Source organism: Brachybacterium sp. P6-10-X1 (assembly GCF_001969445.1).
Classification (GTDB): domain Bacteria; phylum Actinomycetota; class Actinomycetes; order Actinomycetales; family Dermabacteraceae; genus Brachybacterium.
Window position 1 is genome coordinate 1,146,259 of record NZ_CP017297.1, and the last position, 26,362, is coordinate 1,172,620.

General features: G+C 70.5%; 25 protein-coding genes and 3 tRNA genes. 6 read left to right on the top strand and 22 right to left on the bottom strand.

Annotation, left to right across the window (positions count from 1 at the left end):
- Nucleotides 1-46: 46 nt before the first annotated feature.
- Entirely contained in the window at nt 47-1,045 is a 999-nt protein-coding gene (gene thiL / locus BH708_RS05260) for a thiamine-phosphate kinase (protein WP_076807172.1), read from the bottom strand.
- A gap of 99 nt (nt 1,046-1,144) precedes the next feature.
- Here thiL and BH708_RS05265 point away from each other — a divergent pair, with 99 nt between their 5' ends.
- Nucleotides 1,145-1,642 (top strand): DUF3515 domain-containing protein, encoded by a 498-nt coding sequence (locus tag BH708_RS05265; protein ID WP_076807174.1) that lies wholly within the window; start codon nt 1,145-1,147, stop codon nt 1,640-1,642.
- 18 nt (nt 1,643-1,660) lie between these two features.
- On the opposite strand, the gene BH708_RS05270 is transcribed toward BH708_RS05265, so the two are convergent.
- From BH708_RS05270 to leuC, 7 genes are all read right to left on the bottom strand, one after another.
- Nucleotides 1,661-2,776, bottom strand: coding sequence for a D-alanine--D-alanine ligase family protein (locus BH708_RS05270; protein ID WP_076807175.1), 1,116 nt, complete (start codon nt 2,774-2,776; stop codon nt 1,661-1,663).
- Nucleotides 2,777-2,789: 13 nt separating this feature from the next.
- The gene (locus BH708_RS05275; RefSeq protein WP_076807177.1) at nt 2,790-3,779 is read right to left on the bottom strand and encodes an NAD(P)H-dependent glycerol-3-phosphate dehydrogenase; all 990 of its coding nucleotides are present in this window, start codon (nt 3,777-3,779) and stop codon (nt 2,790-2,792) included.
- A complete protein-coding gene (locus tag BH708_RS05280) occupies nt 3,776-4,579 on the bottom strand; it encodes a 1-acyl-sn-glycerol-3-phosphate acyltransferase (RefSeq protein ID WP_076807179.1) in 804 nt (267 codons plus the stop codon). Before BH708_RS05280 ends, BH708_RS05275 begins: the two co-directional genes overlap by 4 nt.
- Entirely contained in the window at nt 4,576-5,133 is a 558-nt protein-coding gene (locus tag BH708_RS05285; RefSeq protein ID WP_076807181.1) for a hypothetical protein, read from the bottom strand. The genes BH708_RS05280 and BH708_RS05285 overlap by 4 nt, the downstream gene beginning before the upstream one ends.
- A gap of 2 nt (nt 5,134-5,135) precedes the next feature.
- A complete protein-coding gene (murA, locus tag BH708_RS05290; RefSeq protein WP_076807183.1) occupies nt 5,136-6,452 on the bottom strand; it encodes a UDP-N-acetylglucosamine 1-carboxyvinyltransferase in 1,317 nt (438 codons plus the stop codon).
- A gap of 119 nt (nt 6,453-6,571) precedes the next feature.
- Nucleotides 6,572-7,192, bottom strand: a complete 621-nt coding sequence (leuD, locus tag BH708_RS05295; RefSeq protein WP_076807184.1) for a 3-isopropylmalate dehydratase small subunit — start codon at nt 7,190-7,192, stop codon at nt 6,572-6,574.
- A 14-nt stretch (nt 7,193-7,206) separates the two neighbouring features.
- Nucleotides 7,207-8,646, bottom strand: coding sequence for a 3-isopropylmalate dehydratase large subunit (gene leuC, locus BH708_RS05300; protein ID WP_076807186.1), 1,440 nt, complete (start codon nt 8,644-8,646; stop codon nt 7,207-7,209).
- A gap of 164 nt (nt 8,647-8,810) precedes the next feature.
- On the opposite strand from leuC, the gene BH708_RS05305 reads away from it, so the two are divergent.
- A complete protein-coding gene (locus BH708_RS05305) occupies nt 8,811-9,545 on the top strand; it encodes an IclR family transcriptional regulator (RefSeq protein WP_076807188.1) in 735 nt (244 codons plus the stop codon).
- Nucleotides 9,546-9,590: 45 nt separating this feature from the next.
- Here the strand turns inward: BH708_RS05305 and BH708_RS05310 are convergent, their stop codons facing one another.
- The 6 genes from BH708_RS05310 to BH708_RS05335 all read right to left on the bottom strand — a co-directional run bounded on the left by BH708_RS05310 (nt 9,591) and on the right by BH708_RS05335 (nt 13,335).
- Complete coding sequence (locus tag BH708_RS05310) at nt 9,591-10,430, bottom strand: universal stress protein (protein WP_076807190.1); 840 nt, start codon at nt 10,428-10,430, stop codon at nt 9,591-9,593.
- Nucleotides 10,431-10,511: 81 nt separating this feature from the next.
- Nucleotides 10,512-10,584 (bottom strand) — tRNA-Glu (locus BH708_RS05315).
- Between the two features lie 28 nt (nt 10,585-10,612).
- Nucleotides 10,613-10,685: transfer RNA gene (locus tag BH708_RS05320), tRNA-Glu, on the bottom strand.
- Nucleotides 10,686-10,719: 34 nt separating this feature from the next.
- Nucleotides 10,720-10,791: transfer RNA gene (locus tag BH708_RS05325), tRNA-Gln, on the bottom strand.
- A 185-nt stretch (nt 10,792-10,976) separates the two neighbouring features.
- The gene (gene gltX, locus BH708_RS05330; RefSeq protein ID WP_076807192.1) at nt 10,977-12,503 is read right to left on the bottom strand and encodes a glutamate--tRNA ligase; all 1,527 of its coding nucleotides are present in this window, start codon (nt 12,501-12,503) and stop codon (nt 10,977-10,979) included.
- A gap of 46 nt (nt 12,504-12,549) precedes the next feature.
- Nucleotides 12,550-13,335 (bottom strand): fumarylacetoacetate hydrolase family protein, encoded by a 786-nt coding sequence (locus tag BH708_RS05335; protein WP_076807194.1) that lies wholly within the window; start codon nt 13,333-13,335, stop codon nt 12,550-12,552.
- Nucleotides 13,336-13,668: 333 nt separating this feature from the next.
- Between BH708_RS05335 and BH708_RS05340 the strand changes: the two genes are divergently transcribed.
- Nucleotides 13,669-14,709, top strand: coding sequence for an LLM class flavin-dependent oxidoreductase (locus BH708_RS05340; protein ID WP_076807196.1), 1,041 nt, complete (start codon nt 13,669-13,671; stop codon nt 14,707-14,709).
- Nucleotides 14,710-14,910: 201 nt separating this feature from the next.
- Here BH708_RS05340 and BH708_RS05345 read toward each other — a convergent pair whose 3' ends face one another.
- Entirely contained in the window at nt 14,911-15,453 is a 543-nt protein-coding gene (locus tag BH708_RS05345; RefSeq protein ID WP_083713305.1) for a DUF2199 domain-containing protein, read from the bottom strand.
- A 193-nt stretch (nt 15,454-15,646) separates the two neighbouring features.
- Between BH708_RS05345 and BH708_RS05350 the strand changes: the two genes are divergently transcribed.
- From BH708_RS05350 to BH708_RS05360, 3 genes are all read left to right on the top strand, one after another.
- Nucleotides 15,647-16,612, top strand: coding sequence for a 3-methyladenine DNA glycosylase (locus BH708_RS05350; protein ID WP_076810835.1), 966 nt, complete (start codon nt 15,647-15,649; stop codon nt 16,610-16,612).
- A 242-nt stretch (nt 16,613-16,854) separates the two neighbouring features.
- Complete coding sequence (locus tag BH708_RS05355; protein ID WP_076807197.1) at nt 16,855-18,228, top strand: GntP family permease; 1,374 nt, start codon at nt 16,855-16,857, stop codon at nt 18,226-18,228.
- A gap of 52 nt (nt 18,229-18,280) precedes the next feature.
- Complete coding sequence (locus BH708_RS05360) at nt 18,281-20,839, top strand: RNA helicase (protein WP_076807199.1); 2,559 nt, start codon at nt 18,281-18,283, stop codon at nt 20,837-20,839.
- A gap of 104 nt (nt 20,840-20,943) precedes the next feature.
- Here BH708_RS05360 and BH708_RS05365 read toward each other — a convergent pair whose 3' ends face one another.
- The 7 genes from BH708_RS05365 to narH all read right to left on the bottom strand — a co-directional run bounded on the left by BH708_RS05365 (nt 20,944) and on the right by narH (nt 26,347).
- Nucleotides 20,944-21,195: a hypothetical protein gene (locus BH708_RS05365; RefSeq protein ID WP_076807201.1), complete on the bottom strand. Its 252-nt coding sequence runs from the start codon at nt 21,193-21,195 to the stop codon at nt 20,944-20,946.
- A gap of 175 nt (nt 21,196-21,370) precedes the next feature.
- Entirely contained in the window at nt 21,371-22,411 is a 1,041-nt protein-coding gene (locus BH708_RS05370) for a serine protease (protein WP_157235765.1), read from the bottom strand.
- A 111-nt stretch (nt 22,412-22,522) separates the two neighbouring features.
- Nucleotides 22,523-22,819 (bottom strand): hypothetical protein, encoded by a 297-nt coding sequence (locus tag BH708_RS05375; RefSeq protein WP_076807203.1) that lies wholly within the window; start codon nt 22,817-22,819, stop codon nt 22,523-22,525.
- Between the two features lie 54 nt (nt 22,820-22,873).
- Nucleotides 22,874-23,155, bottom strand: a complete 282-nt coding sequence (locus BH708_RS05380) for a DUF6457 domain-containing protein (protein WP_076807204.1) — start codon at nt 23,153-23,155, stop codon at nt 22,874-22,876.
- The gene (narI, locus tag BH708_RS05385; protein WP_076807206.1) at nt 23,155-23,886 is read right to left on the bottom strand and encodes a respiratory nitrate reductase subunit gamma; all 732 of its coding nucleotides are present in this window, start codon (nt 23,884-23,886) and stop codon (nt 23,155-23,157) included. Before narI ends, BH708_RS05380 begins: the two co-directional genes overlap by 1 nt.
- Nucleotides 23,883-24,713, bottom strand: coding sequence for a nitrate reductase molybdenum cofactor assembly chaperone (narJ, locus tag BH708_RS05390; RefSeq protein ID WP_076807208.1), 831 nt, complete (start codon nt 24,711-24,713; stop codon nt 23,883-23,885). The genes narI and narJ overlap by 4 nt, the downstream gene beginning before the upstream one ends.
- Entirely contained in the window at nt 24,713-26,347 is a 1,635-nt protein-coding gene (narH, locus tag BH708_RS05395) for a nitrate reductase subunit beta (protein ID WP_076807210.1), read from the bottom strand. Before narH ends, narJ begins: the two co-directional genes overlap by 1 nt.
- Nucleotides 26,348-26,362: the final 15 nt, after the last annotated feature.

The following is a 26,362-nucleotide window of genomic DNA, read 5'->3' on the forward strand; positions in this document are numbered from 1 at the left end:
GGGATCTCCTTCGTACCTGGGGGTGCCCTCGCAGGGCGGGTCCAGCTTAGACGGGTGCTGCGAAGTGGTCGAAGCCGGTGCCTCGGATCTCTCGGCCGTCCAGCAGCACCCGGTGGTCCTTCTCTCCCCCGGCGGGCAGGACGCGCCCGATCCGGCGGAATCCGACCGGGACGGCACCGGCGGCGAAGGTGGCGAGCATCGCGTGCTCCTCGCCCCCGTGCAGGACCCACGACCACGGATCCGCGTCGAGCTCGACGGCCAGCGGCTCCAGCTGCGCCGCATCGGGGGCGAGGGCGGCGCCGTCCAGGTCCAGCTGCACCCCGGAGGCGCGGGCGATGCGGGTGCCGTCGCGGACCAGGCCGTCGGAGAGGTCCATCATCGCGCTCGCGCCGCGGCCGACGGTCCACCCCAGAGACAGGTCCGGCTCCGGGGCGTCGTGCCACGCCACGAGGTCGCCGTGAGGGCCCGCTCCCTCGATCCGCCCGTCGTCGACCCGGATCCGGCCCGAGAGGACCAGGGCCAGGCCCGCAGCGGAGCGGCCCAGTCGCGCAGAGCCGATCGCGAGCACGTCCCCGACCCGGGCGCCCGAGCGCAGCACCGGCGCCCGTCCCTCCTCGAGGGCGCCGAGCGCGGTGACCGTCACCGTGAGCTGCTCGGCGCGGCCCAGGTCGCCGCCGACCACCTCCGCCCCCTCGGCCTCCGCTCGCCCGGCGAGACCGATCGTGAGCTCTTCGAACACGGACGCCGGGGTATCGGCGGGGGCGGAGAGGGCGACGACGAGGGCGAGGGGCCGGGCACCCATCGCGGCGACGTCGGCGAGGTTCTGCACAGCGGCTTTGCGGCCGATCCACACCGGCGTGGTCGCGTCGGGAAGGAAGTCGTGGCCCTCGACCAGGGTGTCCGTGGTGACCACCATCCGCGGCGAGGGCAGGCGCACCACGGCGGCGTCGTCGCCGGGGCCGACCTCGAGACGGTCGGAGGCGGACAGGTGCGGGAGCATGCGGGCCAGCAGCCCAGCCTCCCCGAGGGGTGCTTCAGAGGTCATGGACCCAGTGTGCCGGAGCCGGGCACCGGCTCGGGTTCGGGCTCGGCGTACAGGTCCGGGGGCAGGTCCGGGTGCAGGTTCGGACGGTACCCTGCTGGCGTGCTCCGCTCCCGTCTTCCCGCCTTCGCAGCCGCCGGCCTGATGGCCTTCTCCCTCGCCTCCTGCGGCACGGTGCAGGTCCCCGCGGGCCCGGCGGCCACCGACCCGCTGTGCGCCGACATCGTCCTGCAGGCCCCGCCGCAGGTGCTGGGCATGGACCGGGTGGAGACCTCGAGCCAGGGCACGGCCGCGTGGGGCGAGGGCGAGAACACCGTGGTGATGCGCTGCGGCGTCACCCCACCCGGGCCCACCACCGACATCTGCACCACCCTCGAGGACGGAGGCGGGATCCAGATCGACTGGATCGTCCGCGAGCTCGAGGACGACGTGTTCCTGTACACCACCTACGGCCGGGAGCCGGCCATCGACGTGTCGGTGCCGATGTCCGCCGCCCCCGATCAGCCGTCGGGCGCGGCACTCGATCTGGCGCAGGTCATCGATCAGAACATCGAAGCGACCGACCACTGCGTCGGCCCGGGGGACGCCCCGGGATCCTGACCGCCCGTTCCGGCGGGGTCAGCGGGGACCGAGCCGGCGGGAGCGGGCCTGCTCGATCAGATCCGCGATGAGCTCCGCATAAGGCAGCCCCATGTGCTCCCACAGCACCGGGAACATGGAGTACGGGGTGAAGCCGGGCATCGTGTTGACCTCGTTGACCACCACGCGTCCCTGGTCGGTGACGAACACGTCCACCCGCGCCAGACCCTCGAGGCCGAGCACCGTGAAGGCTCGCGAGGCGACCTCGCGGACCTCCTCGAGCACGCGGTCCGGGAGACCGGCCGGCACGTCGATGCTGACGGTGCCCTTGCCGAAGTACTTGGCCTCGTAGTCGTAGAAGTCGAGGTCGTCGCCGACGAGCACCTCGCCGGGCACGGTGGTGCGCGGACCGCGCTCGTCGGATCCCTGGAGCACGCCGCATTCCACCTCCCGCCCGACCACGGCCTCCTCGATGAGCACCTTCGGGTCCTCGGCGAAGGCGGTCTTCATCGCGTGCTCGAGCTCGTCGGGAGCCTCGACCCGGGTGACGCCGAGACTCGAGCCGGCCCGGGCGGGCTTGATGAACCAGGGCAGGCGGTGGTGTCGGCGCAGATGGTCCCGGACCTCGTCGGCCCCGTCGGCCCAGCGGTCCTCGTGGACCACGATGCCGGGGGCGCACTCGAGGCCGGCCGCCCGCAGGGACAGCTTGGTGGCGGCCTTGTCCATGCAGGTCGCCGACGCGAGCACCCCGCTGCCCACGTAGGGGAGATCGAGCATCTCGAGCATGCCCTGGATGGTGCCGTCCTCGCCGTAGGCCCCGTGCAGCAGCGGCAGCACCACGTCGATCTCCGCCAGATCGATGACCTCCCCGCCGATGACCTGGCGCAGCACGCTGCGCTCTCCCGGCCGGTGCCGAGCCGCGGGCAGCAGCACCTCGGGACCCTCCGCGGCCACCTCGGGGGCGCGGCCGTCGACCAGGGTCCAGTCCGAGGGGTCGTCGGAGACGTGCACCCAGCGACCCTCGCGGGTGATGCCGACGGCGGTCACCGCGAAGCGTTCGCGGTCGATCGCGGCGAGGATGCCGCCGGCGGTGACGCACGAGATGCCGTGCTCGCCGCTGCGGCCGCCGAACAGGAGGGCGACGGAGGTTCTCATGGTCGCAGGGTAGTCATTCCGGCCGGACGCCGCGCGCCAGCAGCGCCGTGGTGACCTCGTCGATGCGGGCATCGTGATCGACGACATCCACCACGGCGGCGGTGATGGGCATGTCGACGCCGAGCCGGGCGGCGAGGTCCGCGACGGCCCGGGCGGTCGCGACGCCCTCGGCGGTCTGTCCCACCTCCGCGGCGGCGGCGCGCACGTCGAGGCCGTGACCGAGAGCGAGTCCGAGGCGGTGGTTGCGGCTCAGCGGGGAGGCACAGGTGGCCACCAGGTCGCCCATCCCGGCCAGCCCCGCGAAGGTCTCCGAGCGGCCGCCGAGGGCGACGCCGAGCCGGGAGATCTCCGCCAGGCCCCGGGTGATCAGGCTCGCGGTCGTGTTGTCCCCGTGGCCGAGCCCGGTGGCCGCCCCGACGGCGATGGCGATGACGTTCTTGACGGCACCGGCGATCTCGACGCCGACCACGTCGATGGAGGTGTAGGTGCGCAGGTAGGGCGCCTGGCACCAGGTCGCCAGCTCGTTGGCGAGCTTCTCGGACCCGGCGGCGACCACGCTCGCGCAGGGACGGCGCTCGGCGATCTCGGCCGAGAGGTTCGGGCCCGACAGCACCCCGACGAGCTCGGGGTCCGCTCCGCCGGCGCCGATGATGATCTCGCTGATCCGGGCATCGGTGCCCCGCTCGATCCCCTTGGTCAGGGAGAGGACCGGGACGGGTGGCAGATCCGGCCAGGCGGCGAGGGTGGCCCGCATCGATTGCGCGGGGATCGCCAGCACGATCCCATCGGCCCCCTCGACGGCCCCGGCCACCGAGGAGGTGGCGTCCACCGTCTCCGGGAGCACCCGGTCGCCGAGATAGGTGCTGTTGCGGTGCTGCTCGCGGATCTCCTGGGCGACCTCCTCGCGGCGCGCCCAGAGCGTCACCTCGTGGCCGCTGTCGGCGAGGACCTGCGCGAAGGTGGTGCCCCAGCTGCCGGCACCGAGCACGGTCAGCGCGGTCATCGCTGCCGCACCGGTCGGAAGCCGGCCTGCGGCCTGCCGATCTCGGGGCGGTGCTCGTCGCCCCGCGGATCGTGGAGGGCGGCCGGGGGGCGCTCGCCGCGGGTCCGGCCCAGCAGGTCGGCGATCCGGGCCATGAGGTCCGCGGAGACCCGCAGAGCGGCCTCCTGGGAGGTCTCCCCCTCCTGGCGGGCCACGGTGTAGGGCTCCCCCACACGGATCACGAGGCGGCGCCCCGGGCCGGGGTGCGGGACCGGGGAACCGACGGGCCACAGCTTCCGGCCGCCCCAGCTCGCGATCGGCACCAGGGGCGCCCCGGTCTCCAGGGCGAGCCGGGCCGCTCCCGGTCGGGCCTGCATCGGCCACAGGTCCGGGTCACGGGTGTAGGTCCCCTCCGGGAAGATCATCAGCAGCTCGCCGCGCCCGAGCGCCTGCCGGGCGTCCTCCAGGGCGTGCCGACCGCGGGAGGCGGCGCGGCGCACCGGGATCTGGCGGGCCGACCGCAGCGCGGCCCCCAGGACGGGCACGCGGAACATGGCCTCCTTGGCCAGGAAGCGCGGGGCGATGCCGGAGGCCTGCAGCAGATGGCCGTAGGCGAAGGCGTCGACCGGCCCCAGATGGTTCCCGCAGGCGAGGGCGGCCCCGGTCGCCGGGAGATTCTCGGCACCGATCCAGGTGGGCCTGGTCAGCAGCCGCAGCAGCGGGCGCAGCGCGAGCTGGGCGAGATCGATCACGGCCCCGGCCCGCCGCGGGACCGGCCGGGCGCCGCCCACGTCCCAGCTGCGCAGCAGCGGCGTGGTCACCGGGAGGCGGAGGACGAACGGCCGAGGGCCTTGCGGGTCGCCTGGCCCGTCACGGATCGCACCGACGGGCCGGGGATCGAAGCGCGACGCCTCAGCGTCGTGGGGGCGCGCCGGGCCAGGGTGTTCACGGCGGCGGCGTGCATCAGCCGGCGCGGGCCGAAGGCGAGCCGGCCCCGCACCGACCGGTACCTCACGGCGGTCGTGACCTGCAGCAGCTCCCCGCCGGGCAGCAGCGCCACCCCGATGCGGATGCGCAGATTCGCGTCGTCGTCGATGATCAGCGCCTCGGAGCCGACCACCTCGTCGGCCACGTACTCCTTCTCCGGCGGCGGCACCATGTCGAACAGGCGGATCGCCTCATCGCGCAGGGCACGCACGCCCCGCTTGGACAGAGGGGTGTTCTCGTGCGAGAAGATCGCGTCGGCCCAGACCCGGGGATCCGGCTCGTCGACGCCGCCGGTCGGGACGATGACCACGTCGCAGTAATCCGGGATCGGGATGTCGCGCAGCGCCAGCGAGCTGCCGACCGTCGGGGGCGTGACGTCCTCGTCCATCCTCAGTCCTCCCAGTAGTCGGCGCCGAGCGCCGTGAGCTTCTCACGGAACGACTCGTAGCCGCGGTCGATCAGATCGATGCCCCGGATGGTCGAGATCCCCTCGGCGCCGAGCGCCGCGATCAGGTAGGAGAAGCCGCCGCGCAGATCCGGAACGGTGATGTCGGCGCCGTGGAGCGTCTTGGGGCCGGAGATCACGGCGGAGTGGTTGTAGTTGCTGCGGCCGAAGCGGCAGCTCGATCCGCCCAGGCACTCCCGGTAGACCTGTGTATGGGCGCCCATCTCGTTCAACGCCGAGGTGAAGCCCAGGCGGTTCTCGTACACCGTCTCGTGGATGATGGAGATGCCGTCCGCCTGGGTCAGGGCCACCACCAACGGCTGCTGCCAGTCGGTCATCAGCCCCGGGTGGACGTCGGTCTCGACCGCGATCGCCCGCAGCGGCGTGCCCGGGTGGTGGAAACGGATCCCGGCCTCGGTGATGTCCATCCCGCCGCCGATCTTGCGGAAGGTGTTCAAGAAGGTCGCCATCGGCTTCTGCTGGGCGCCCCGCACCATCACCGATCCCCGGGTGACCAGGGCCGCGCAGGCCCAGGACGCGGCCTCGATGCGGTCGGGCAGGGCCATGTGCTCGTAGCCGCCGAGCCGGTCGACGCCCTCGACGGTGATGGTGCGGTCGGTCTGCAGGGAGATGAGCGCGCCCATCTTCTGCAGGACCGCGATGAGGTCCTCGATCTCCGGCTCGACCGCGGCGTTGGTGAGCTCGGTGACGCCCTGGGCGCGCACCGCGGTCAGCAGCACCTGCTCGGTGGCGCCGACGCTCGGGTACTCCAGGTGGATCTTGGTGCCGTGCAGGCCACGGGGCGCGGTGATGTAGATGCCCATCTCGCGCTTGTCGACCACGGCACCGAAGTTCCGCAGGACGTCGAGGTGGTAATTGATGGGACGGTCCCCGATCCGGCAGCCGCCGAGGTCGGGGATGATCGCCTCGCCGAGGCGGTGCAGCAGCGGGCCGCAGAACAGGATCGGTATGCGGGAGCTGCCGGCATGGGCGTCGATGTCGGCCACGTGGGCGCGCTCGACGTTCGAGGGGTCCATCCGCAGGGTGCCGCCGGCGACGTCGCGCTCGACCTTGACCCCGTGGATCGCCAGGAGCTCGGAGACGATCCGCACATCGCTGATGTCCGGGACCGAGTCGAGCACGCTCGGACCCTCCCCCAGCAGGGACGCGACCATCGCCTTGGAGACGAGGTTCTTCGCCCCGCGGACGGTGATCTCACCGTCGAGGGGCCGACCTCCGCGCACGTGGAATGTCGAACTCATAGTGTCCTTGCCTCGCTGGACAGGCGTCCAGGACGCCCGCTGCCATCGACTCACCATACCGGAGCGGCCGGAGGACCATCGCCATACCTCCCCTGGTCGCGGTGACCCTCGGGGCGGGGTCAGCGGGTCTCGGCCGTGCGTGCCGGAAGGGTCTTCGGAAGCCAGGACGGGCGGGCCGCCTCGAAGTCGGTGATCGCCTGTTCATGGCGCAGGGTGAGACCGATGTCGTCCAGGCCCTCCATGAGACGCCAGCGGGTGTAGTCGTCGATGTCGAAGCGGAAGACAGCCCCGGCTGCGCCCGCATGGGCCTGGCGGTTCTCGAGATCGACGGTCACCTCGGTGCCGGGTTCCTCCTCGAGGATCTTCCACAGCTGCTCGAGGTCGTCCTCGGACAGGACACCGGCGACGAGCCCCTGCTTGCCCGCGTTGCCCCGGAAGATGTCCGCGAAGCGGCTCGAGAGCACGGCCTGGAAGCCGTAGTCGCGCAGTGCCCACACGGCGTGCTCGCGGGAGGAACCGGTGCCGAAGTCGGGGCCCGCGACCAGCACGGATCCCTTCGCGTACGCGGGCCGGTTCAGCACGAAGTCGGGATCGTTCGTGCGCCAGGCGTGGAACAGGCCGTCGTCGAACCCGGTCTTGGTGACGCGCTTGAGGTAGACGGCGGGGATGATCTGGTCGGTGTCGACATTGCTGCGACGCAGCGGGACACCGATGCCGGTATGGGTGGTGAAGGCTTCCATCGGGATGCTCCTGATCAGGCGACGGGCTGGAGGTCGGAGGGCGCGGTCGGCGCACCGAGGTCCGACGGGGAGGACAGCGTCCCGCGCACCGCGGTGGCGGCGGCCACCACCGGTGAGACCAGGTGGGTGCGACCGCCCTTGCCCTGGCGCCCCTCGAAGTTGCGGTTGGAGGTGGACGCTGCGCGTTCGCCGGGGGCCAGCTGGTCCGGGTTCATGCCCAGGCACATGGAGCAGCCTGCCTGGCGCCACTCGGCGCCGAAGTCGAGGAAGATCTGGTCGAGGCCCTCCTGCTCGGCCTGGACACGCACGCGGGCCGAGCCGGGCACCACCATGACGCGCACGTCGGGGTGCTTTCGGCGGCCCTCCAGCACGGAGGCGAAGGCGCGCAGGTCCTCGATGCGGCCGTTGGTGCACGAGCCCATGAACACGGTGTCGACCCTGATGTCCTTCAGCGGGGTGCCGGGCACGAGGTCCATGTACTCCAAGGCGTTCTCGGCGGCGACGCGGGCGTTGTCGTCGGTGAAGTCCTCGGGGGCGGGGACTGCGGCCGACAGCGGCAGGCCCTGACCGGGGTTGGTGCCCCAGGTGACGAAGGGCTCGAGCTCGTCGGCGTCGATGACGACCTCGGCGTCGAAGGTCGCGTCCTCCTCGGTGCGCAGGGCCTTCCAGGAGGCGACGGCCTCGTCCCAGTCCTTGCCGACCGGAGCGTGCGGACGACCCCGGACGTACTCGATGGTGGTCTCGTCGGGCGCGATCATGCCCGCGCGGGCGCCGGCTTCGATGGACATGTTGCAGATGGTCATCCGGCCCTCCATGGAGAGCGACCGGATCGCTTCGCCGCGGTACTCGAGCACATAGCCCGCACCGCCGCCCGTGCCGATCTTCGCGATCACGGCGAGGATGATGTCCTTCGCGGTCACGCCCGGCTTCAGGGTGCCGTCCACGGTGATCGCCATGGTCTTGAAGGGGGTCAGCGGCAGGGTCTGGGTGGCGAGCACGTGCTCGACCTCGCTGGTGCCGATGCCGAAGGCCAGCGCGCCGAAGGCACCGTGGGTCGAGGTGTGGGAGTCGCCGCACACGACGGTGATGCCGGGCATGGTCAGCCCCAGCTGCGGGCCGACCACATGGACGATGCCCTGGTCCTTGTCGCCGAGGCTGTGGATGCGCACGCCGAACTCCTCGGCGTTGCGGCGCAGGGTGTCGATCTGGGTGCGCGAGGTGAGATCCGCGATCGGCTTCTCGATGTCGATCGTGGGCGTGTTGTGGTCCTCGGTGGCCAGGGTCTGGTCCAGGCGGCGCGGGGTACGGCCCTCCTGGCGGAGCCCGTCGAAGGCCTGCGGGCTGGTCACCTCGTGCAGGAGCTGGAGGTCGATGTACAGCAGGTCCGGTTCGCCGTTCTCACCCCGGCGCACCACGTGGTCCGCCCACACCTTCTCCGCGAGGGTCCCCGCCATGTCGATCCTTCCCTGCGCCCCTCGTGGGGGCGCGTGCCGTCGACGCCCCGGGACGGGACATCTGCATGCTGATCCGCGCTCGGGGTACGAGCACGGCACCATCGTGGGCCGGTCCACGATGCGACGCACTTGCGTCTCACCAAATAAGACGGCAGTATCGGTGCATGGACAAGATCACGGAGGAGAACGGCAGCGGCGTCGGCGTGCTCGACAAGGCGGCCGTCGTGCTCGGAGCCCTGGAGGCCGGGCCCGCGACCCTGGCCCAGCTCGTGCAGTCGACCGGCCTGGCCCGCCCCACCGCGCATCGCCTGGCGGTGGCGCTGGAGTATCACCACCTGGTCACCCGTGACATGCAAGGCCGATTCATCCTGGGCCCGCGTCTGGGTGAGCTGGCCGCCGCCGCGGGTGAGGATCGGCTCCTAGCCGCCGCCGGCCCGGTGCTGGCCGCCCTGCGGGACCACACCGGGGAGTCCGCGCAGCTCTACCGCCGCCAGGGTGACCACCGCATCTGCGTGGCCGCCGCCGAGCGTCCGATCGGCCTGCGCGACTCCGTACCGCTGGGGTCCGCGTTGACCATGCGGGCCGGCTCCGCGGCACAGATCCTGCTGGCCTGGGAGGAACCGGACCGCCTGCACCGCGGGCTGCTCGGCGCCCGCTTCACCGCCACTCAGCTCTCGGCGGTGCGCCGTCGCGGCTGGGCGCAGTCCATCGGCGAGCGGGAGCCGGGCGTGGGCTCCGTCTCCTCCCCGGTGCGCGGCCCCAACGGCCGGGTCGTCGCGGCGCTGAGCATCTCCGGGCCGATCGAGCGCATCACCCGGCAGCCCGGGCGCCTGCACGCGGCCTCCGTCATGAGCTCGGCGAACCACCTCACGGAGCTTCTGCGCCGCGCCGGCGCCTGAGACGCCGTATCGCACGGCCCGGTCCGGTGCGGTGCCGCGACCAGGTCACTCCCGTTCGATCCAGACCGGGGTGTTGGCGAAGCGGAGCACCGTGACCAGCTGTCGCGGCGCGGCGGCCGGCTTGTCCGGTCCGTGGACCCGCTCCCCCGCGACCACCATGAGCGAGGCGTCCTCGCTGGCATGGACGAGCTCCTTGGCCGTGCCCGAGGCGGCGATGGTGACATCGCGGACGACGACGCCGGGATGGGACAGAGCGATCTGCTCCGCGGTGCGGGCGCGGATCGCTTCGGCCTCCTCCGGGCTGGTCTCGGCACGCACCACGAGATGGATGTCCCGTTCGTAGGCTTCGCCGAGGTCCGCCGCGCGAGTGACGACCTCGGTGGCCGTCTCGTGATGGACCAGACCGATCGCCCCCTCGTGGTCGATGTCCCCGCGCACCACGACCACCGGGCAGTGCGAGCGGGCGGCCAGGGCGAGGGACTTGGACCCGACGATGAGGGTCAGCAGACGGCCGAGCCCCCGTCCGCCGACCACGATCACGTCGGACTCCGCACTGGCCTCGACCAGCACGGGCACGGCGTTGCCGTCGACGATCTCGGAGGTGATCGGCAGCTCGGGGTCGCCCTCGCGGGCGATCTCGAGGGCGTCGCGGATGAGACTGTGGGCCGCATTGCGGATGCCGGATCCGGTCATCCCGGGGATCGGGTCGGTGTTCACATCGAGTTCGGTCCACATGAAGGCGTGGATCAGGTGGAGGGTCCCGCCGACCCTTCGCGCATGGCGGGCCGCCCAGCGGACGGCGAGATCGGACTCATCGGCATCGAAGACGCCCACGGTGATCCGCGGCGTCGTGCTCCGGGGCGACTGCGGTGTGGCGTGCGTCATGTCACGACGATACTCCGTGACGGCGCGTCGGGGCAGAGAAACAGAAAAGGAGCCGATGCCTGTGGCATCGGCTCCTGTCCGTACCCCGTACCGGATTTGAACCGGTGTTACCGCCGTGAGAGGGCGACGTCCTGGGCCGCTAGACGAACGGGGCCCGCACGAGAACCTCAGTTCTCGCGTCGTACCCCGTACCGGATTTGAACCGGTGTTACCGCCGTGAGAGGGCGACGTCCTGGGCCGCTAGACGAACGGGGCGCGGACTGCACGACGTCCGAGACGTGATGCAGAGCTGGGGTACCAGGACTCGAACCTAGAACGACGGTACCAGAAACCGCTGTGTTGCCAATTACACCATACCCCATGGTGACAGTACGTTTTCCATGTCCCGTTCCGAATCGTTCCCCGGTGGTTCCCGAGGGCTTTTCGGACTGTTCCGCAGTTGCCGTACCGAGGTAAGACTCTACCGGCTCATCCCGCCCATGACAAAGCGAGAGGGCCCGGGAGCGCTGTGAGGCTGAGCACGCCTCCTCACAGCGCTCCCGAAGCTCAGGAACCGCTGGCGAGCCGGTCGCGCAGCGCGCGCAGCCGGGCCAGGCTCGAGGGCTTGCCCAGCAGCTCCATGGACTCGAACAGCGGCGGGGACACGCGGCGACCGGAGACGGCGCTGCGCAGCGGACCGAAGGCGAGTCGCGGTTTGATGCCCATGTCCTCGACGATCGCCTCACGCAGCGTCGTCTCGAGCGCCCCCGCGGTGAAGCAGCCCTCGGGGACGGTCTCGACCTCGCCGATCGCCCGCTCGAGCACGCCGACGGGGTCGTCACCGAGCTTCTTGAGGGCGTCGTCGGTGACGACGAGATCCTCGTCGGCGATGAACAGGAAGCCCAGCAGATCCGCCGCCTCGCCGAGCAGGTTCATGCGGGTCTGCACCAGCGGGGTGGCGGCGGCGACCAGCTCGCGCTGCTGTTCGCTGACGGTCTCCCCCAGCACCTCTGCCCGCTGGAGGTACGGGATCAGGCGCTCCGTGAGCTCTGCCTCCGGCAGCAGCCGGATGTGGTCGGCGTTGATGGCGGTGGCCTTCTTGAGATCCACGCGGGCGGGGTTGGGGTTCACGTCCTCGGCCGTGAAGCGCTCCACCAGCTGCTCGCGCGAGAAGATGTCCTCGTCGGCGCTGTAGCCCCAGCCCAGCAGGGCGAGGTAGTTGACCATGCCCTCGGGGGTGAAGCCCTGGTCGCGGTAGTGGAAGAGGTTTGCCTGGGGGTCGCGCTTGGAGAGCTTCTTGTTCCCCTCCCCCATCACATAGGGCAGGTGGCCGAACTCGGGGACCCGTTCGGCGACCCCGATCTCGATCAGCGCCCGGTACAGCGCGATCTGGCGGGGCGTCGAGGAGAGGATGTCCTCGCCGCGCAGCACGTGGGTGATGCGCATGAGGGCATCGTCGACGGGGTTCACGAGCGTGTACAGCGGCTGACCGTTCGCGCGGACCACCACGAAGTCCGGGGTCGAACCGGCCTTGAAGGTGATCTCCCCGCGCACCAGGTCCGTGAAGGAGAGGTCCTCCGCGGGCATGCGCAGTCGCCAGGTGGGCTCGCGGCCCTCGGCGCGGTGAGCGGCCTTCTGCTCTTCGGTGAGGTCGCGGTCGTAGCCGTCGTAGCCGAGCTGGGGGTCCCGTCCGGCCTCGCGGTGGCGCTGCGAGATCTCCTCTGCGGTGGAGAAGGACTCGTAGATGTGGCCGGACTCCTTCAGCCTCGCGATGACGTCCTGGTAGATGTCGGCGCGCTGGGACTGGCGGTAGGGGCCGTCGGGCCCGCCGACCTCGACGCCCTCGTCCCAGTCGATGCCGAGCCAGCGCATGGCCTCCAGCAGCTGGTGGTAGGACTCCTCGCTGTCGCGCGCGGCGTCGGTGTCCTCGATGCGGAAGACGAGCTTGCCGCCGTGGTGGCGGGCGTGCGCCCAGTTGAACAGGGCGGTGCGCACCATCCCCACGTGCGGCGTGCCGGTGGGGCTGGGGCAGAAGCGCACCCGCACCTCGCCGGAGGAGGGGGAGGCGGGGATCGAGCTCGGGGTGGTGGTCACGCGGGATGCTCCTGGGGTCGCGGGGTAGCGGATCGGGTCGGGCGTCTCAGCGCCGCACGACGGGATTGGTCAGCGTGCCGATCCCCTCGATGGTGATGTCGATGCTCGACCCGGCCTCGACGGTGCGCACGCCGGCGGGGGTGCCGGTCAGGACCAGGTCGCCGGGCAACAGCGTGACCACGGTGGAGATCTCGGCGATCAGCTCGGCGACCGAGCGGACCATGTCCGCGGTGGTGCCGTCCTGGGCGACCGCGCCGTCGACGTGCGAGGAGATCGCGAGGCCGGCGGGGCCGGCGACATCGAGGTCCGTCTCGATCCAGGGGCCGATGGGGCAGGACGTGTCGAAGGCCTTGGCGCGGAACCACTGGTTCTCCGACCGCTGGGAGTCCCGGGCGGTGAGGTCGTTCGCGCAGGTGTAGCCGAGGACCGCCTCGGGCACGTCGCCGACCGCGACGTCCTTGGCCATCCGCTTCATGACCACGGCGAGCTCGGCCTCGAGGCTGACCTCCTGGCTGTACGGCGGGATCGCCACCGGGTCGCCCGGGCCCACGACGGCCGTGTTGGGTTTGAGGAAGAACAGCGCCTGCTCGGGCACCTCGCCGCCCATCTCCGCGGCGTGCGCGGCATAGTTGCGGCCGACGCACACCACCTTCGAGCGCGGGATGACGGGAGCCAGCAGACGGACGTCCTGAAGCGGGACGATGGTGCCGGTCGGGCGGATCTCGGTGTACAGGGGGTCACCGGTGATCCCATAGACCATGTCCTGGCCGTCCTTCTCCTGGACGATGCCGTACATGGGATCTTCGCCGGTGGTGAATCGGGCGATACGCATGGTCGACAGTCTAGGCCGTCGGCCGTCGGCCGACGGCGCATCGGCGGCGCGGTGTCCCGCGCGACGAGCGCGGCTCGAGAGCCGCGAACTCATCGGCGAGCCCGCGGGCGTCCGTGCGAACCTCGTGCGAGCGGGCGGGCGGTGGCCCGGGCGCCGATGATCTCCAGGGTGCCCTCCTGGGCCGTGGTGTCGACCTCATCGGGTGGCGGAATCGCGCGGTCGTCGTGGGGGAGAGGCCCCCACCCCGTGCCTGGACAGGACCCTTGCCGGCCTATATCCTTGAACTATCAATCACTTCGGGAGGGACCCGACGACCAGGAGGTCCGCCAGAGCATGACGACCGCACCCCAGCACCCCACCTTCGGCCTCGACACCTTCGGCGACGTCTCGGTCGACCTCGCGGGCGATCCGGTGCCCGCGGCCCAGGTGATCCGCGACATCGTGGCCCAGGGCGAGCTGGCCGACGCCGTGGGGATCGACCACTTCTCGATCGGCGAGCACCATCGCCCCGACTTCGCCGTCAGCGCCCCGGACACGGTGCTGGCGGGCCTGGCCACCCGCACCGGACGCATCACGCTCGGGACCGCCGTGACCGTGCTGAGCTCCGACGACCCGATCCGAGTGTTCGAGCGGTTCTCGACGCTGGATGCCCTCTCGGACGGTCGCGCCGAGCTGACGGTGGGACGTGGCTCGTTCACCGAGTCGTTCCCGCTGTTCGGCTACGCGATGCAGGACTACGAGACCTTGTTCGAGGAGAAGCTGGACCTGCTGGCCGCGGTGCTCCCCCAGGAGCCGATCACCTGGTCCGGCACCATCCGCCCGCCGCTGAAGGACCAGTCGGTGCACCCCCGCATGGAGCGGACGCTGCCGACCTGGGTGGCCGTCGGCGGCAGCCCCAACTCGGTGGTGCGCGCGGCGCGGCACCGCTTCCCGCTGATGCTCGCGATCATCGGAGGGCCCCCGCAGCGCTTCGCCCCGTACGTGGAGCTGTTCCATGAGGCGACCGAGAAGCTCGGGCACGGGCGCCTGCCCGTCGGCGTGCACTCCCCCGGTCACATCGCTGCGGACGACGCCACGGCGCGCGAGCAGCTGGCCCCGCACTGGATCCACAACCGCACCGAGATCGGCCGCGAACGCGGCTGGGGGCCGGCCGGCATGGACGAGTTCGACGCGGAGATGCAGCACGGCGCCCTGTACGCGGGTGGTCCCGAGACCGTGGCCCAGAAGATCGCCGCCACGATCCGTGACCTCGGCATCGATCGCTTCGACCTCAAGTACGTCAGCGGCCCGATGCCGCACGAGCAGCTGATGGAGTCGATCCGCCTCTACGGCACCGAGGTGATCCCCCGGGTGCGAGAGCTTCTGGCCGGGTGACCGGCGAACGGGCGGATCCGTCGAGCCGAGCGCACCACCATCGTGACCGGTCGACCGACCACCCCTGGCCCGTCACCGTCTGTTGACGCTGGGAGGTGTCAGGATGTCGACCGCCTTCGCACTCGGCATCAGCCGGCAGGCGGCGCACCGCAAGTACGGCGGGTCCCGTGTCGGCAGCACCTGAGGCGCGCCCGCCGGGCGTCATGCCTCGGTCGTCGGCAGCAGCATCGAGCGGATGCGCAGCTCCGCCTCCTTCCGGGTGATCCCGTCGGAGAAGTCGCGCACCAAGGCGTGACCGAAGGTCGAGCCCGGTACCAGGTGGGGCCGCTGCAGTCCGCGCGTGATCACCTGCACGGGCACCGCGAACGGCTGCTCGTATCCCGGGATCGCGGTGGCGAGCTGTCCGGCATAGTGCTCGCGGTGCGCGGGGTCCTCGTAATGCTCGGCGTAGTCCAGATAGCTCGCCTCGCTCACACGGGCCCAGGGCCCGCACTCGAGCGTGAGCTCCTCCCCCGCGATCGGGAGGGTGAGGATCGCTCGCAGGAAGCATTCGATGTCCTCGCCCCGCTCGATCAGGCACAGGTCGTCGGTGGTCCGGGCGTGGAAGCGACGGGAGTGCGCGTCCAGCTCCAGGTAGGGGTCCGGTCGGTGGAACCCGAGGGCCGGCCAGGGGCTGGCGGCACCCCCGTCGGTGCCGTGGTGATGCTCTCCGCAGTACGCGCAGTCGAAATCTATGCCGGCCATCTCTGATGCTCCTCACCGGTCACGATGGTCACGCTCTGATGCACCTCACCGTAAGGATGCAGGTGTCGCGAACGCCCGGCGCCCGGCCCCCTGTGGACGAGCAGGTGCTGAGGAGGAAGGACGGTCGGCCTCGTAGGATGGAGCGGCCGATCGACGGATCGTGCCGTACCTCGACCTGCGCCAGGAGGCCGCCGTGAGCACCTCGACCCGCATCACTGACGCGCACCTGCTCTCCGCCGAGGAGGCCACCCGGGCGCGGCACGCCCACGAGCAGCGGGCCGACGCCCTGACCGCAGGCCGCCGTGAGCGCAGGGCCCGGGGCGAGAAGCATCCGGTCGAGGACTTCCTGTTCACGTACTACCCCTACTCCCCCACCAAGCTGCGCCGCTGGCATCCGGGATGGGAGGTCGCCTACGACGCGGCGGCAGATCTCGGTGCGCAGGGACGGCCGGTCATCGGCGACCTCGACGCGGAAGGGCACCGCTCCTGGTACCGGGACGTTCCCGCGGGAACGCCGGCCGGGCGCACGACGACCGCGCGGCGAGCCGATGTCGAGCGCTACCGGCAGGAGCGGGCCGACGCCCTCTCCTTCATGACGCGACTGCTGGCGTCATCGTCGCTCGGCAGCCGTCGGCCGCAGTTCGGCTGCTTCGGGCTGCACGAGTGGGCGATGGTCCACCGCCTGCGACTCGGCGAACAGCGCCACGAGGATCTGCCGCTCCGGCTATCGCGGGAGGAGACGGACGCCGTCGTCGAGCGCGAGAAGCTGGTGTGCTCCCACCTGGACGCGTTCCGCTTCTTCACCGCGTCGGCCGCGCCCCGCAATGCCCTGCAGCCCTCCCGAGAGCGACAGGTCGAGCTCGACAATCCCGCGTGTCTCCATGTGGGGATGGATCTGTACAAGTGGGCGATGAAACTGACCCCGCTGGTGCCCTCGGCGTTGGTGCTGGACTGCTTCGAACACGCCCGCGAGACGCGGGTGCTGGACATGGAGGCGAGCCCGTACGACGTGAGGGACCTCGGCTACGGGGTGGTCCCGATCGAGACGGCGGCCGGGAAGGCCGAGTACGTGCGCCGGCAGCGGGCGCTGGCCGACAGGGCCGACGAGCTGCGCGCCCGGCTCCTGGACGTGGTCGCACCGTTGTGCGCCGTCGCATGAGCGGGGACCGAGGTGCCTGGTGATCTGCGGGGCCACGGGATCCCCGGGGAGCAGGCCGCACGCATGAAGACCGACGAGCCCCGGTCCTGGCGCCGCTTCCCCTGACCTCGGAGGACATTCTCGGCGAAACCGACAGATTCCGGGGGGCGCGTCGTGGCCACCCTCCGCGGTGCTCCAGACTGTGGTGGTCATCGCGCCGGGGCACCGCTGTCCCGGCGCTCGCGAGAGAACAGGAGCGCTCAGTGCTGATCCTCCACACCACGATCGCCATCGTCGGGATCGTGGCCCTCATCCTCAAGGTGAAGGTCGACCCGGTGATCGCCTTGATCATCGGCTCGCTCTACCTCGGCCTCGCCACCGGAGTCGGCTTCACCGGCACCGTCACGGCGATCACGGGCGGGTTCGGCGACATCATGGCGGAGGTCGGTCTGCTGATCGGCTTCGGAGTCCTGATCGGCGCACTGCTCCACGCGATGGGTGCCTTCCAGAAGATGGTGACGCTGCTCGTCGAGGGCGTCGGCGGTCGTCGGCTGCCCTACGCGCTGACAGCGGCGATGTCGACCGTCTTCCCGGCCATCTACGTGGATGTGCAGGTCGTGCTGGCCGCCCCGGTGGTGCGCTCGGCGGGCCCGATGATCGGACGGCGGGGTCTGCCTCTCATGGCCGGGGCGCTGGGGACCGGGATCTTCGCCGGCTACGTCTTCGTGGTGCCGGGACTGGCCGCGGTCTCCATCGCCGGGCTCATGGGCATCCCCCTGGGCACCTGGATCCTCTACGGGATCGTCCTCGGGCCGCTGACTGCGATCCTCACCACGCTGGTGTTCCGCCAGATCCTCCGCAGCGGCTTCTGGAAACCGGCCGCCGACGAGTCCGTCGGGGACGGACCCACGTCCGAGGAGGATGACGGCCCGGAGGAGCACGGCGGGACGACTGCGGCTGCGGACGCGCAGCGCGCCGCCACGCCTCCTCTGCTGGTGTGCCTCCTGCCGATCCTGGTGCCGCTGCTGATGATCGGGGGTGGAGCCTTCGCCAAGCTCTTCGGCCTCACGCACCAGGCCGTCTCCTTCATCGGCGACGCGAACATCGCCCTCTTCGTCGGCCTGCTCGGCGCCTATCTGCTGTGCCGCCGCGTCCTGGGGTCCGAGGGCACGAACCGCGCGCTCGGCGAGGGCTTCCACACCACCGGCGAGATCCTGCTGATCACGGGGATCGGCGGATCCCTCGGCGCGGTCATCGCGGAGACCGGTCTCGATGAGATCCTGGCCGGCCTGTTCACCGCCGATGCCGGAGCTCCGGTGCTCGTGAGCATCCTGCTGGCCTGGGTGATCGCAGCAGTGCTCCACCTCGCGATCGGCTCCGTCTCCGTGGCGGCGATCGCCGCAGCCGGCATCATCGGCCCGGTCCTCGGTTCGATCGACGTCTCCCCCATCGCGATCGGGCTCGCCGTCGCCTCGGGCGCCATGTTCGCCCTCCAGGTCAACAGCAACTTCTTCTGGATGTTCAAGTCACTGGTCGGGCTGAGCACCCAGGGCACCCTGAAGACCCTCACCCTCGTCACCGCCCTGGGCTCCCTCATCTCGCTGCCCCTGGTGATGCTGGTCGGTCTTCTCGCCTGACAGCGGCCGCCGGCGCGGACGGGCCGTCGCCTCCCCCTGGCAGACTGGCCCCATGCCGATCCTGACGCCGTTCCTGCCCGAGACCGCTTCCGCCGAGGGACAGGACGCGATCGTCGACGGGTTCATGGACGCCCAGGAGTCCGTCGGCCGCACCCTGTACCCGCACCAGGAGGAGGCGCTGCTGGCGATCGCGGCGGGCGATCACGTGATCGCGGCGACCCCCACCGGGTCGGGCAAGACCACGATCGCCTATTCCGCGCTCTTCGCGGCCATGGCCCGCGGTCAGCGCTCGTACTACACCGCCCCCATCAAGGCACTGGTCTCCGAGAAGTTCTTCGACCTCGTCGCGCAGTTCGGCGCCGAGAACGTGGGCATGATGACCGGGGACTCGAGCGTGAACCACGATGCACCGATCATCGTGTGCACCGCCGAGATCTTCGCCAACCATGCCTTGCGCGACGGGCCCGCCTCCGACGTCGGCCTGGCGGTGATGGACGAGTTCCACTTCTACGGCGATTCCCAGCGCGGCTGGGCCTGGCAGGTCCCGCTCGTGGAGCTTCCGGACTGCCAGTTCGTCCTGATGAGCGCGACCCTCGGAGACGTGTCCTTCTTCGTCGAGGACCTGGAGCAGAGGACGCAGCGAGCTGTCAGCGTCATCGACGACGCCCCGCGCCCGGTGCCGCTGGACTTCCGCTGGTCGCTCGAACCCCTGCCGGACACGATCTCGACGATCCTGGCCGATCGCGACGCCCCGGTCTACATCGTCCACTTCACCCAGAAGGACGCCCTGGAACAGGCTCAGTCGCTGCTCTCCCAGAAGGTCCTCACCACCGAGGAGAAGGGACGGATCCGGGAGATCATCGGGGACTTCCGCTTCTCCCGTGGGTTCGGGCAGATCCTGTCCAAGCTCGTCCGCGAGGGCATCGGCGTCCACCATGCCGGGATGCTGCCGAAGTACCGCCGTCTGGTCGAGAAGCTCGCCCAGTCGGGCCTGTTGAAGGTCATCTGCGGCACGGACACCCTCGGCGTCGGCATCAACGTGCCCATCCGCACCGTGCTGCTGACGGGGCTCGCGAAGTTCGACGGCTCCCGGACACGTCTGCTGAACGCCCGCGAGTTCCACCAGATCGCCGGCCGAGCGGGCCGCGCCGGGTTCGACACCATCGGCCACGTCGTGGTCCAGGCACCGATCTGGACCATCGAGTTCGAGCGGGAGCGGGCCAAGCACCGGGCTCGTGAGGATGCCGGGAAGGTCTCCAACAGCGCCAAGAAGCGCAAGAAGGAACCCAAGCCGAAGATCCCCGACGGCGCGGTCAGCTGGTCCGAGGCGAACATGACCAAGCTGGTCGAGAACGCACCCGAGTCCCTGCGTCCTCACCTGAAGATCACCGCGGGCATGGAGCTGGCGCTGATCTCCCGGCCCGGTGACGCCATCGCCGCGGGCCGTCACCTGATCATGACCAGCCATCAGACCCGCACCCAGAAACTGGCGCTGATCAAGGACGCGCTCGCGATCCTCAAGGGGCTGCGGGACGCCGAGATCATCGAGGTGCTGCCGGAGCCCGACCACCTCGGTCGGCGGCTCGTCCTGGTCGAGGACCTCCAGCTGGACTTCACGATGAACCAGCCGCTGGCGCCCTTCGCGATCGCGATGATCGACACCCTCGACGAGGAGTCGCAGTCGCTGACGATGGACACCGTCTCGATCATCGAGGCGATCCTCGAGGACCCGCGCCAGATCCTGCTGGCGCAGCAGAATGCCGCCAAGGGCGAGCTGTTGGCCGAGCTGAAGGCCGACGGGGTCGAGTACACCGAGCGCATGGCCCAGCTCGACGAGGTCACCTGGCCCAAGCCCCTGGAGGAGGATCTCGAGGCCGCCCTGGAGATCTATGCGAAGGCCCGACCCTGGGTGCGGGTGGAGGACCTCTCCCCCAAGTCTGTGGTCCGGGAGATCCACGAGACCGGCCAGACCTTCTCCGAGTTCGTCCAGCGCTACGGCCTGCAGCGCTCCGAGGGCATCGTGCTGCGATACCTCTCCGACGCCTACCAGGCGCTGCGCCGCACCATTCCCCAGGACCTGCGCACCGAAGAGCTCGAGGACCTCATCGAATGGCTCGGAGTGCTGGTGCGGGGCATCGACTCCTCCTTGCTGGACGAGTGGGAGGCCCTCTCGCATCCCGAGGACGCGGAACAGGACGGTGCCAGCGAGATCCGCCCGAGCTCTCCACGCGGACTGTCGGCACAGACCAAGGTGCTGCGCACGATGGTGCGTGCGGCCATGTGGCAGCGCGTGGAGCACTTCGCCTTCGAGCGCGAGCAGCGTCTGGCGGAGCTGGACGGGGATTCCGGCTGGGACCGTCCGGCGTGGGCGAAGGCGATGGACGCCTACTACGACACCTACGACGATGTCGGCATCGACGGCCCGGCGCGCTCCCCGCAGCTGCTGCAGATCACGGAGGAGTCGAAGCTCTGGCGGATCCGCCAGGTGCTCGCCGACCCGGAGGGCAACCACGACTGGGCGATCGAGGCCGAGCTCGACCTCGAGGCCACCGATGAGGCAGGAGAGCCGGTCCTGGAGATCACCCACGTCGGCGACATCGCGGACCGCTGAACCGCCCGCGTCCTGACAGCAGAAGAGGACGGTGCCCGGCGGGCGCCGTCCTCCTGCCGTCTCAGGCCGACCTGATCAGACGGCCTGCGGGGTCGCACACGGGGTCACCGCCCCTGCGGGTTGCCCCAGATCATCGGGTTGACCTCCACGAACTGGGGGTTCACCTCCACGAACTGCGGATTCACCTCCACGAACTGCGGGTTCACCTCGACGAACTGGGGATTCACCTCGACGGCCGAGGCCAGACCGGCGCCTGCGAAGCTCAGTCCCGCAGCGAGGGCGGCACCACCGAGAACGCGCGCTCCACGGCGCATCCAGGTCGGGGTGGAGGGGTGGGAGGACGTCGTGTCGCTCATGGGAGTCATCATCGGCACCTTTCGCAGAACTGGCATCGGATCCAGCACCATCTCCGAGGAGAATACCCACACTTGTCTGGTTTGCACCAGTACTTCCGACCTGTCGATCACGTCGGGCGCGAACCGTGGCCGGCACCTGTCGGGACACCGGCCACGGCGCAGGAGGCGCAGGAGGTCAGGCGGCCGCTGCGGCCTCGTAGAGGTCCTGGGCGACGTCGCCGAGGTAGGGGCCGTACATGACACCCGGCTGCGTGGTGTAGCCGAAGCTGTTGACCGAGACCTGGAGCCCGGAGGCGCCCTGCCCCACGAACCAGGGGCCGCCGGAGGATCCGCCGGTCATGTCGCAGTCGATGCCCTGGTCATCGGTGCCGCCGACCGTGTCGTCGAAGCCGGTTCCCTGGCACTGCTCGAGGCTCTCGCCGTCGAAGGGTGCCGCCGCAGGGTAGCCGTAGGAGGTGTAGAGCTCACCGCGCTCGGTGTTGAACTCGATGCCGGAGCCGCCCACGGCGTCGGTCAGGTTCGCCGCACCGCTCTCCGGCTCGACGACCGCGAAGGCGATGTCGTAGTTCATGTCCTCGGTGGAGACCCACTGGTCGGTGGCGTACAGGTCCGAGGCACCCCACAGCCCGTAGGGGGTGGAGCCCTGGTCATAGCCGGGGGCGAAGACCCAGTTGTCCGCCCAGGTCCCGGCATTGTTCACGCAGTGGCCGGCGGTCGAGACGGTCGAGCCGTTGCCGGAGGCCACCGCATTGCCGGAGCACACGTAATCGGTGCCTCCGACGGTGAAGAAGACCTTGCCGACGTGGTCGGTGCCCGCGGCCTGGGTCCCACTCTCCGTCCCTGCCTCGGCGTCCTGGCCGGAGGCCTCCTGCGCCTCGGCCCGGACCTGCGGGTCCACCTCGACGGCGGGGATGCTCTCGGTCGCCGAGCTCTCGACCTGTCGGTCGATCGCCTCTTCGTCGGCGACGAGCTCGGCGGCCGGGGTCGCCGACTCCATCCGCTCGGCGGTCCAGTACTGGGTGGCGACCTCCCGAGCCGTGGAGGACAGGGCGGTCGATTCGAGGTCGCCGTCATCGACCGGGTCGGCCGCGGCCATGCCGACGACGCCGAGCGTCAGCGCTGCGGCGACGGCGATGCCGCTCGCGGCGCGAGCACAGCGGGTGAGGGCACCGGGTGGGGAGGAGGGGGTGTCCTGGGTTTCCGGGGAGGGGATCACCGTGAGGTCCTTTCAGAGGGGAAAAGGGGAGCGGTCCGGGAACCGCGGCGCCACTTTACGCATGGTGATCTTGTTCACACCAGGGGTTCGGGGCAGCAGGTGACCGATCGGTCACTTCTCCGTCGCACCCTCGCTGTCCGGCTCGGGGCCGTCCGCCCCCTCCTCGACGGCTTCGGCATCGGGAGCGTCGCTGCTGGTGAGGAACCCGTACTGCTCCCCTACTGGCCGCTCGTGGTCGTCCTGTGCGTCGTCGGCGGACGCGAGTGAGGACGACGAGGGCGGTTCCTTCCGGATCTGCGCGGGGCGCGCCTCCCGCCGTCGCGTCGGTGTCCAGTAGGCGGCCGCGGCGGCCCCGTCCCGGCCGTGCTCGCGCGGGGTGGGGTCCTCGGAGCGGCGTGCGGTCATCATGGTCCTCCTCCGTCTGCCGAACCGTCAGCGGACGTCGCGCCGCCGGCTCCTGCCTCAGCTGCCGACGGGCGCCGCGTCCGCGGCGGTGACCTGCTCGACCATCCTGCAGGCGTCCTCGAGCCCAGCACCGCGGGCGACGGCGGCCCCGACCAGGAACGCGGAGATCGGAGCCATGGAGCGCTGGACGCCCTCGGCCACGACCCCGGTCATCTCGTGCACCCGGTCGACATCGAGGTCGACGCCGCCGACGTCCAGTTCCGCGGCCACGCGCCGCAGCCAGGGCAGCAGCGCGGCCTCCCAATCATCCTGCAGGGTCACCGGGGGCTTGGACACCATCAGAACTTCACCTTCTCCCACCCGCGGCGCTCGGCCTCACCGCGCGGGTCCTTGCTGCGGTACAGGATGTACGGCCGGGTCAGATAGCCCAACGGTGCCGCGAAGACGTGCACCAGACGGGTGAAGGGCCAGATCGCGAACAGCGTCAGCGCGGACAGCACGTGCAGCTGGAAGAAGATCGGGGCCTGGGACATGAGGTCGGTCGAGGGGCGCAGCGTCCAGAAGTTGCGGAACCAGACCGAGACGCCCTCGCGGTAGTCGTAGGTGCCGAAAGCGGTGTGCACCACCGTGGCGAGCACGCCGCAGACGATGGTCATCGCCAGCAGCAGGTACATGAGCTTGTCCCCGGCGGTCGTCGCGCCGAACACGCGGGTGTTGGTGCGTCGGCGGTACAGCAGGATCATCAGGCCGCCGACGCAGGCCACGGCCGCCGCCAGCCCGATCGTGATCGCCATCAGGTGGTACATGTGGTCGGTGATCCCGAAGAACCGGGTCCAGGACTTCGGCACGCCCAGGCCCACCGCGTGTCCGAAGAAGATCCCGATGATCCCGTAGTGGAACATCGGCGAACCGATGGACAGCAGCGTGGACTCGTAGATCTGACTGGAGCGGGTGGTCCAGCCGAAGCGGTCGTTGCGGAATCGCCAGACGTGTCCGAGGACGAACACGGCGAGCACCATGTAGGGATACACCACCCACAGCAGCAGCTGGAGCGTCGTGGCGTCATTCATGAGGGTCGTCCTCTCATCAGGTCCACCGGCACCGGCCCGGGTGCCGCCGTGTGGGAACCGCAGGAATCGGACGGGGAGGCGGCGAAGGTCTGGCCGGCCAGGTCCGCCGCATCACCGTCCGGGCCGTACCCGTCCAGTCCCACGGTCTCCTCCTCGGGACCCTCCGAGGCCAGCTTCAGCACTGCGTCGCGATCCTCGGCGTCCAGCCGCGGCAGCGTCGCGCACAGCGCCACCAGGGAGCCGTGCCAGGGCGAGGCGATCTCGGCGAGGTGCAACCGCAGCAGCTCCACGCCCGGACGGTTGGCGCGCAGGATCTTCGCGCCGCGCTCGGCGTCGTGCCCGGCGGCGAACTCGAGCACCACCGGCAGGTGGTCCGGCAGCTCGTCGGCACCGATCTCCAGCCCCGCGGCACGGAAGTCCTGCTTGATGCGCAGCAGGGCCATGCCGCGTCGGCGGGTATCGCCGTGACTGAAGTAGGTCAGATGCAGGCAGCCTCGGCGGCGGGTGTCGAAGGTGTCGACGTAGTCCTCCTGGATGCTCACCGCCTCCCGCCCTTCGAGCGCCTCGAGGGTCGCCAGCAGGCCGGAGCGCGCAGGCTCCGGCACCGAGTCGGTGAGCTCCCGCAGCGCCGGGAGACGTCCGAGGGTGTCCTCGTGCGGGTAGGTCAGCAGCCACGACACGGCGATCCAGGTCACCCGCAGCTGCTCGGTGGACATCCCCGAGGCGTGCAGCAGGTCCCGCGGCGACCGCGCGCGCCGGGGAGCCGGCTTCGTCGACGCCGTGTCGGTGTCACCGCGCCGGGTGAGGAGCCTGGCCAGGGTGCCCATCAGGCCCTCCCCGGGGACGGCTGCGGGAACAGCCCGTCGGGCCGACCCTTGCCGTCCCAGGTCAGCAGGTTGATGCTGACGCCCTCGGGACGGCCCGGACCGTTCTCCTGGCGATTGGTGGCGTAGCCGGGCCCGGACATGCCCATCGACTCCTCCGGGAGGGACATCCCCATGCCGGGGCCCCCGGGAGCGTTCAACGGACAGTCGGTCCCGGTGGACTCGAGATCGTGGGCGGACTCGTGGTGGCCTTCGGGGATCACGTAGCGGTCGTCGTACTTCGCGATCGCCAGCAGGCGGTACATCTCCTGCATCGTCCCGCCGTCCATGCCGACGGCGTTCGCGATCCCCTCCTTGGGCTCGTTGCCGAGGTTGATGTCGCGCATGTACGAGCGCATCGCGGCCATCCGGTACAGCACGCGCTCGACCGTCGGCACGTCCCCGGCGGTGAACAGGTTCGCGAGGTACTCCACCGGGATGCGCAGCGCATCGATCGCGGAGAACAGGCTCTCCGCGTCCTCCGCGTCATAGCCGGTGTCCCGCACGACGTCCACCACGGGCGAGAGCGGCGGGATGTACCAGACCATCGGCATGGTGCGGTACTCCGGGTGCAGCGGGAGAGCGACCTCGTAGTCCTTGATCAGCTTGTAGGTGGGGGACTTCTGAGCGGCCATGATCCAGTCGTGCGGGATGCCGGCCGCCTCCGCCCCGCGGATCACCTCGGGGTCGTGCGGGTCCAGGATGATGTCCCGCTGGGAGCGGTAGAGGTCCTGCTCGTCCGTGGTCGAGGCGGCCTCGGTGACGCGGTCCGCGTCGTAGAGCACGAGGCCGATGTAGCGCAGGCGCCCCACGCAGGTCTCGGCGCAGACCGTCGGCTCCCCCTGCTCGAGGCGGGGGTAGCAGAAGGTGCACTTCTCGGCCTTGCCGGTGCGGTGGTTGAAGTAGATCTTCTTGTAGGGGCAGCCGGTGATGCACATGCGCCAGCCGCGGCAGGTGTCCTGGTCGACCAGGACGACGCCGTCCTCTTCGCGCTTGTAGATCGCGCCGGAGGGACAGGAGGCCACGCAGGTGGGGTTCAGGCAGTGCTCGCAGATGCGCGGCAGGTAGAACATGAAGGTCTGGTCGAACTCGAACTGCACCTTGTCCTCGATGCCCTCGAGCATCGGGTCCTTGTCCTTGTGCAGGTAGGTGCCTCCGAGGTCGTCGTCCCAGTTCCCCGACCACTCGATCTGGGTGCGCTCCCCGGTGATCAGCGACTTCGGGGGCGCGGTGGGGATGGTGTCCTGCTGTGCCGGGGCGTGCAGGAGGTTGTCGTACTCGTAGGTCCACGGCTCGTAGTAGTCCTCGATGCCGGGCAGCCTCGGGTTCGAGAACAGCTGCAGCAGCTTGGTCAGGCGGCCTCCGGCCTTGAGCTTCAGCCGCCCGTTCTTCCCCAGCTCCCAGCCGCCCTTCCACTTCTCCTGGTCCTCGTACCCGCGCGGGTACCCCTGACCGGGTCGCGTCTCGACGTTGTTGAACCACATGTATTCGGTGCCGGAGCGGTTGGTCCACGCCTGCTTGCAGGTGACCGAACAGGTGTGGCAACCGATGCACTTGTCGAGGTTCATCACCATCGACATTTGGGCCATGACTCTCATCGAGGCTCTCCTTCG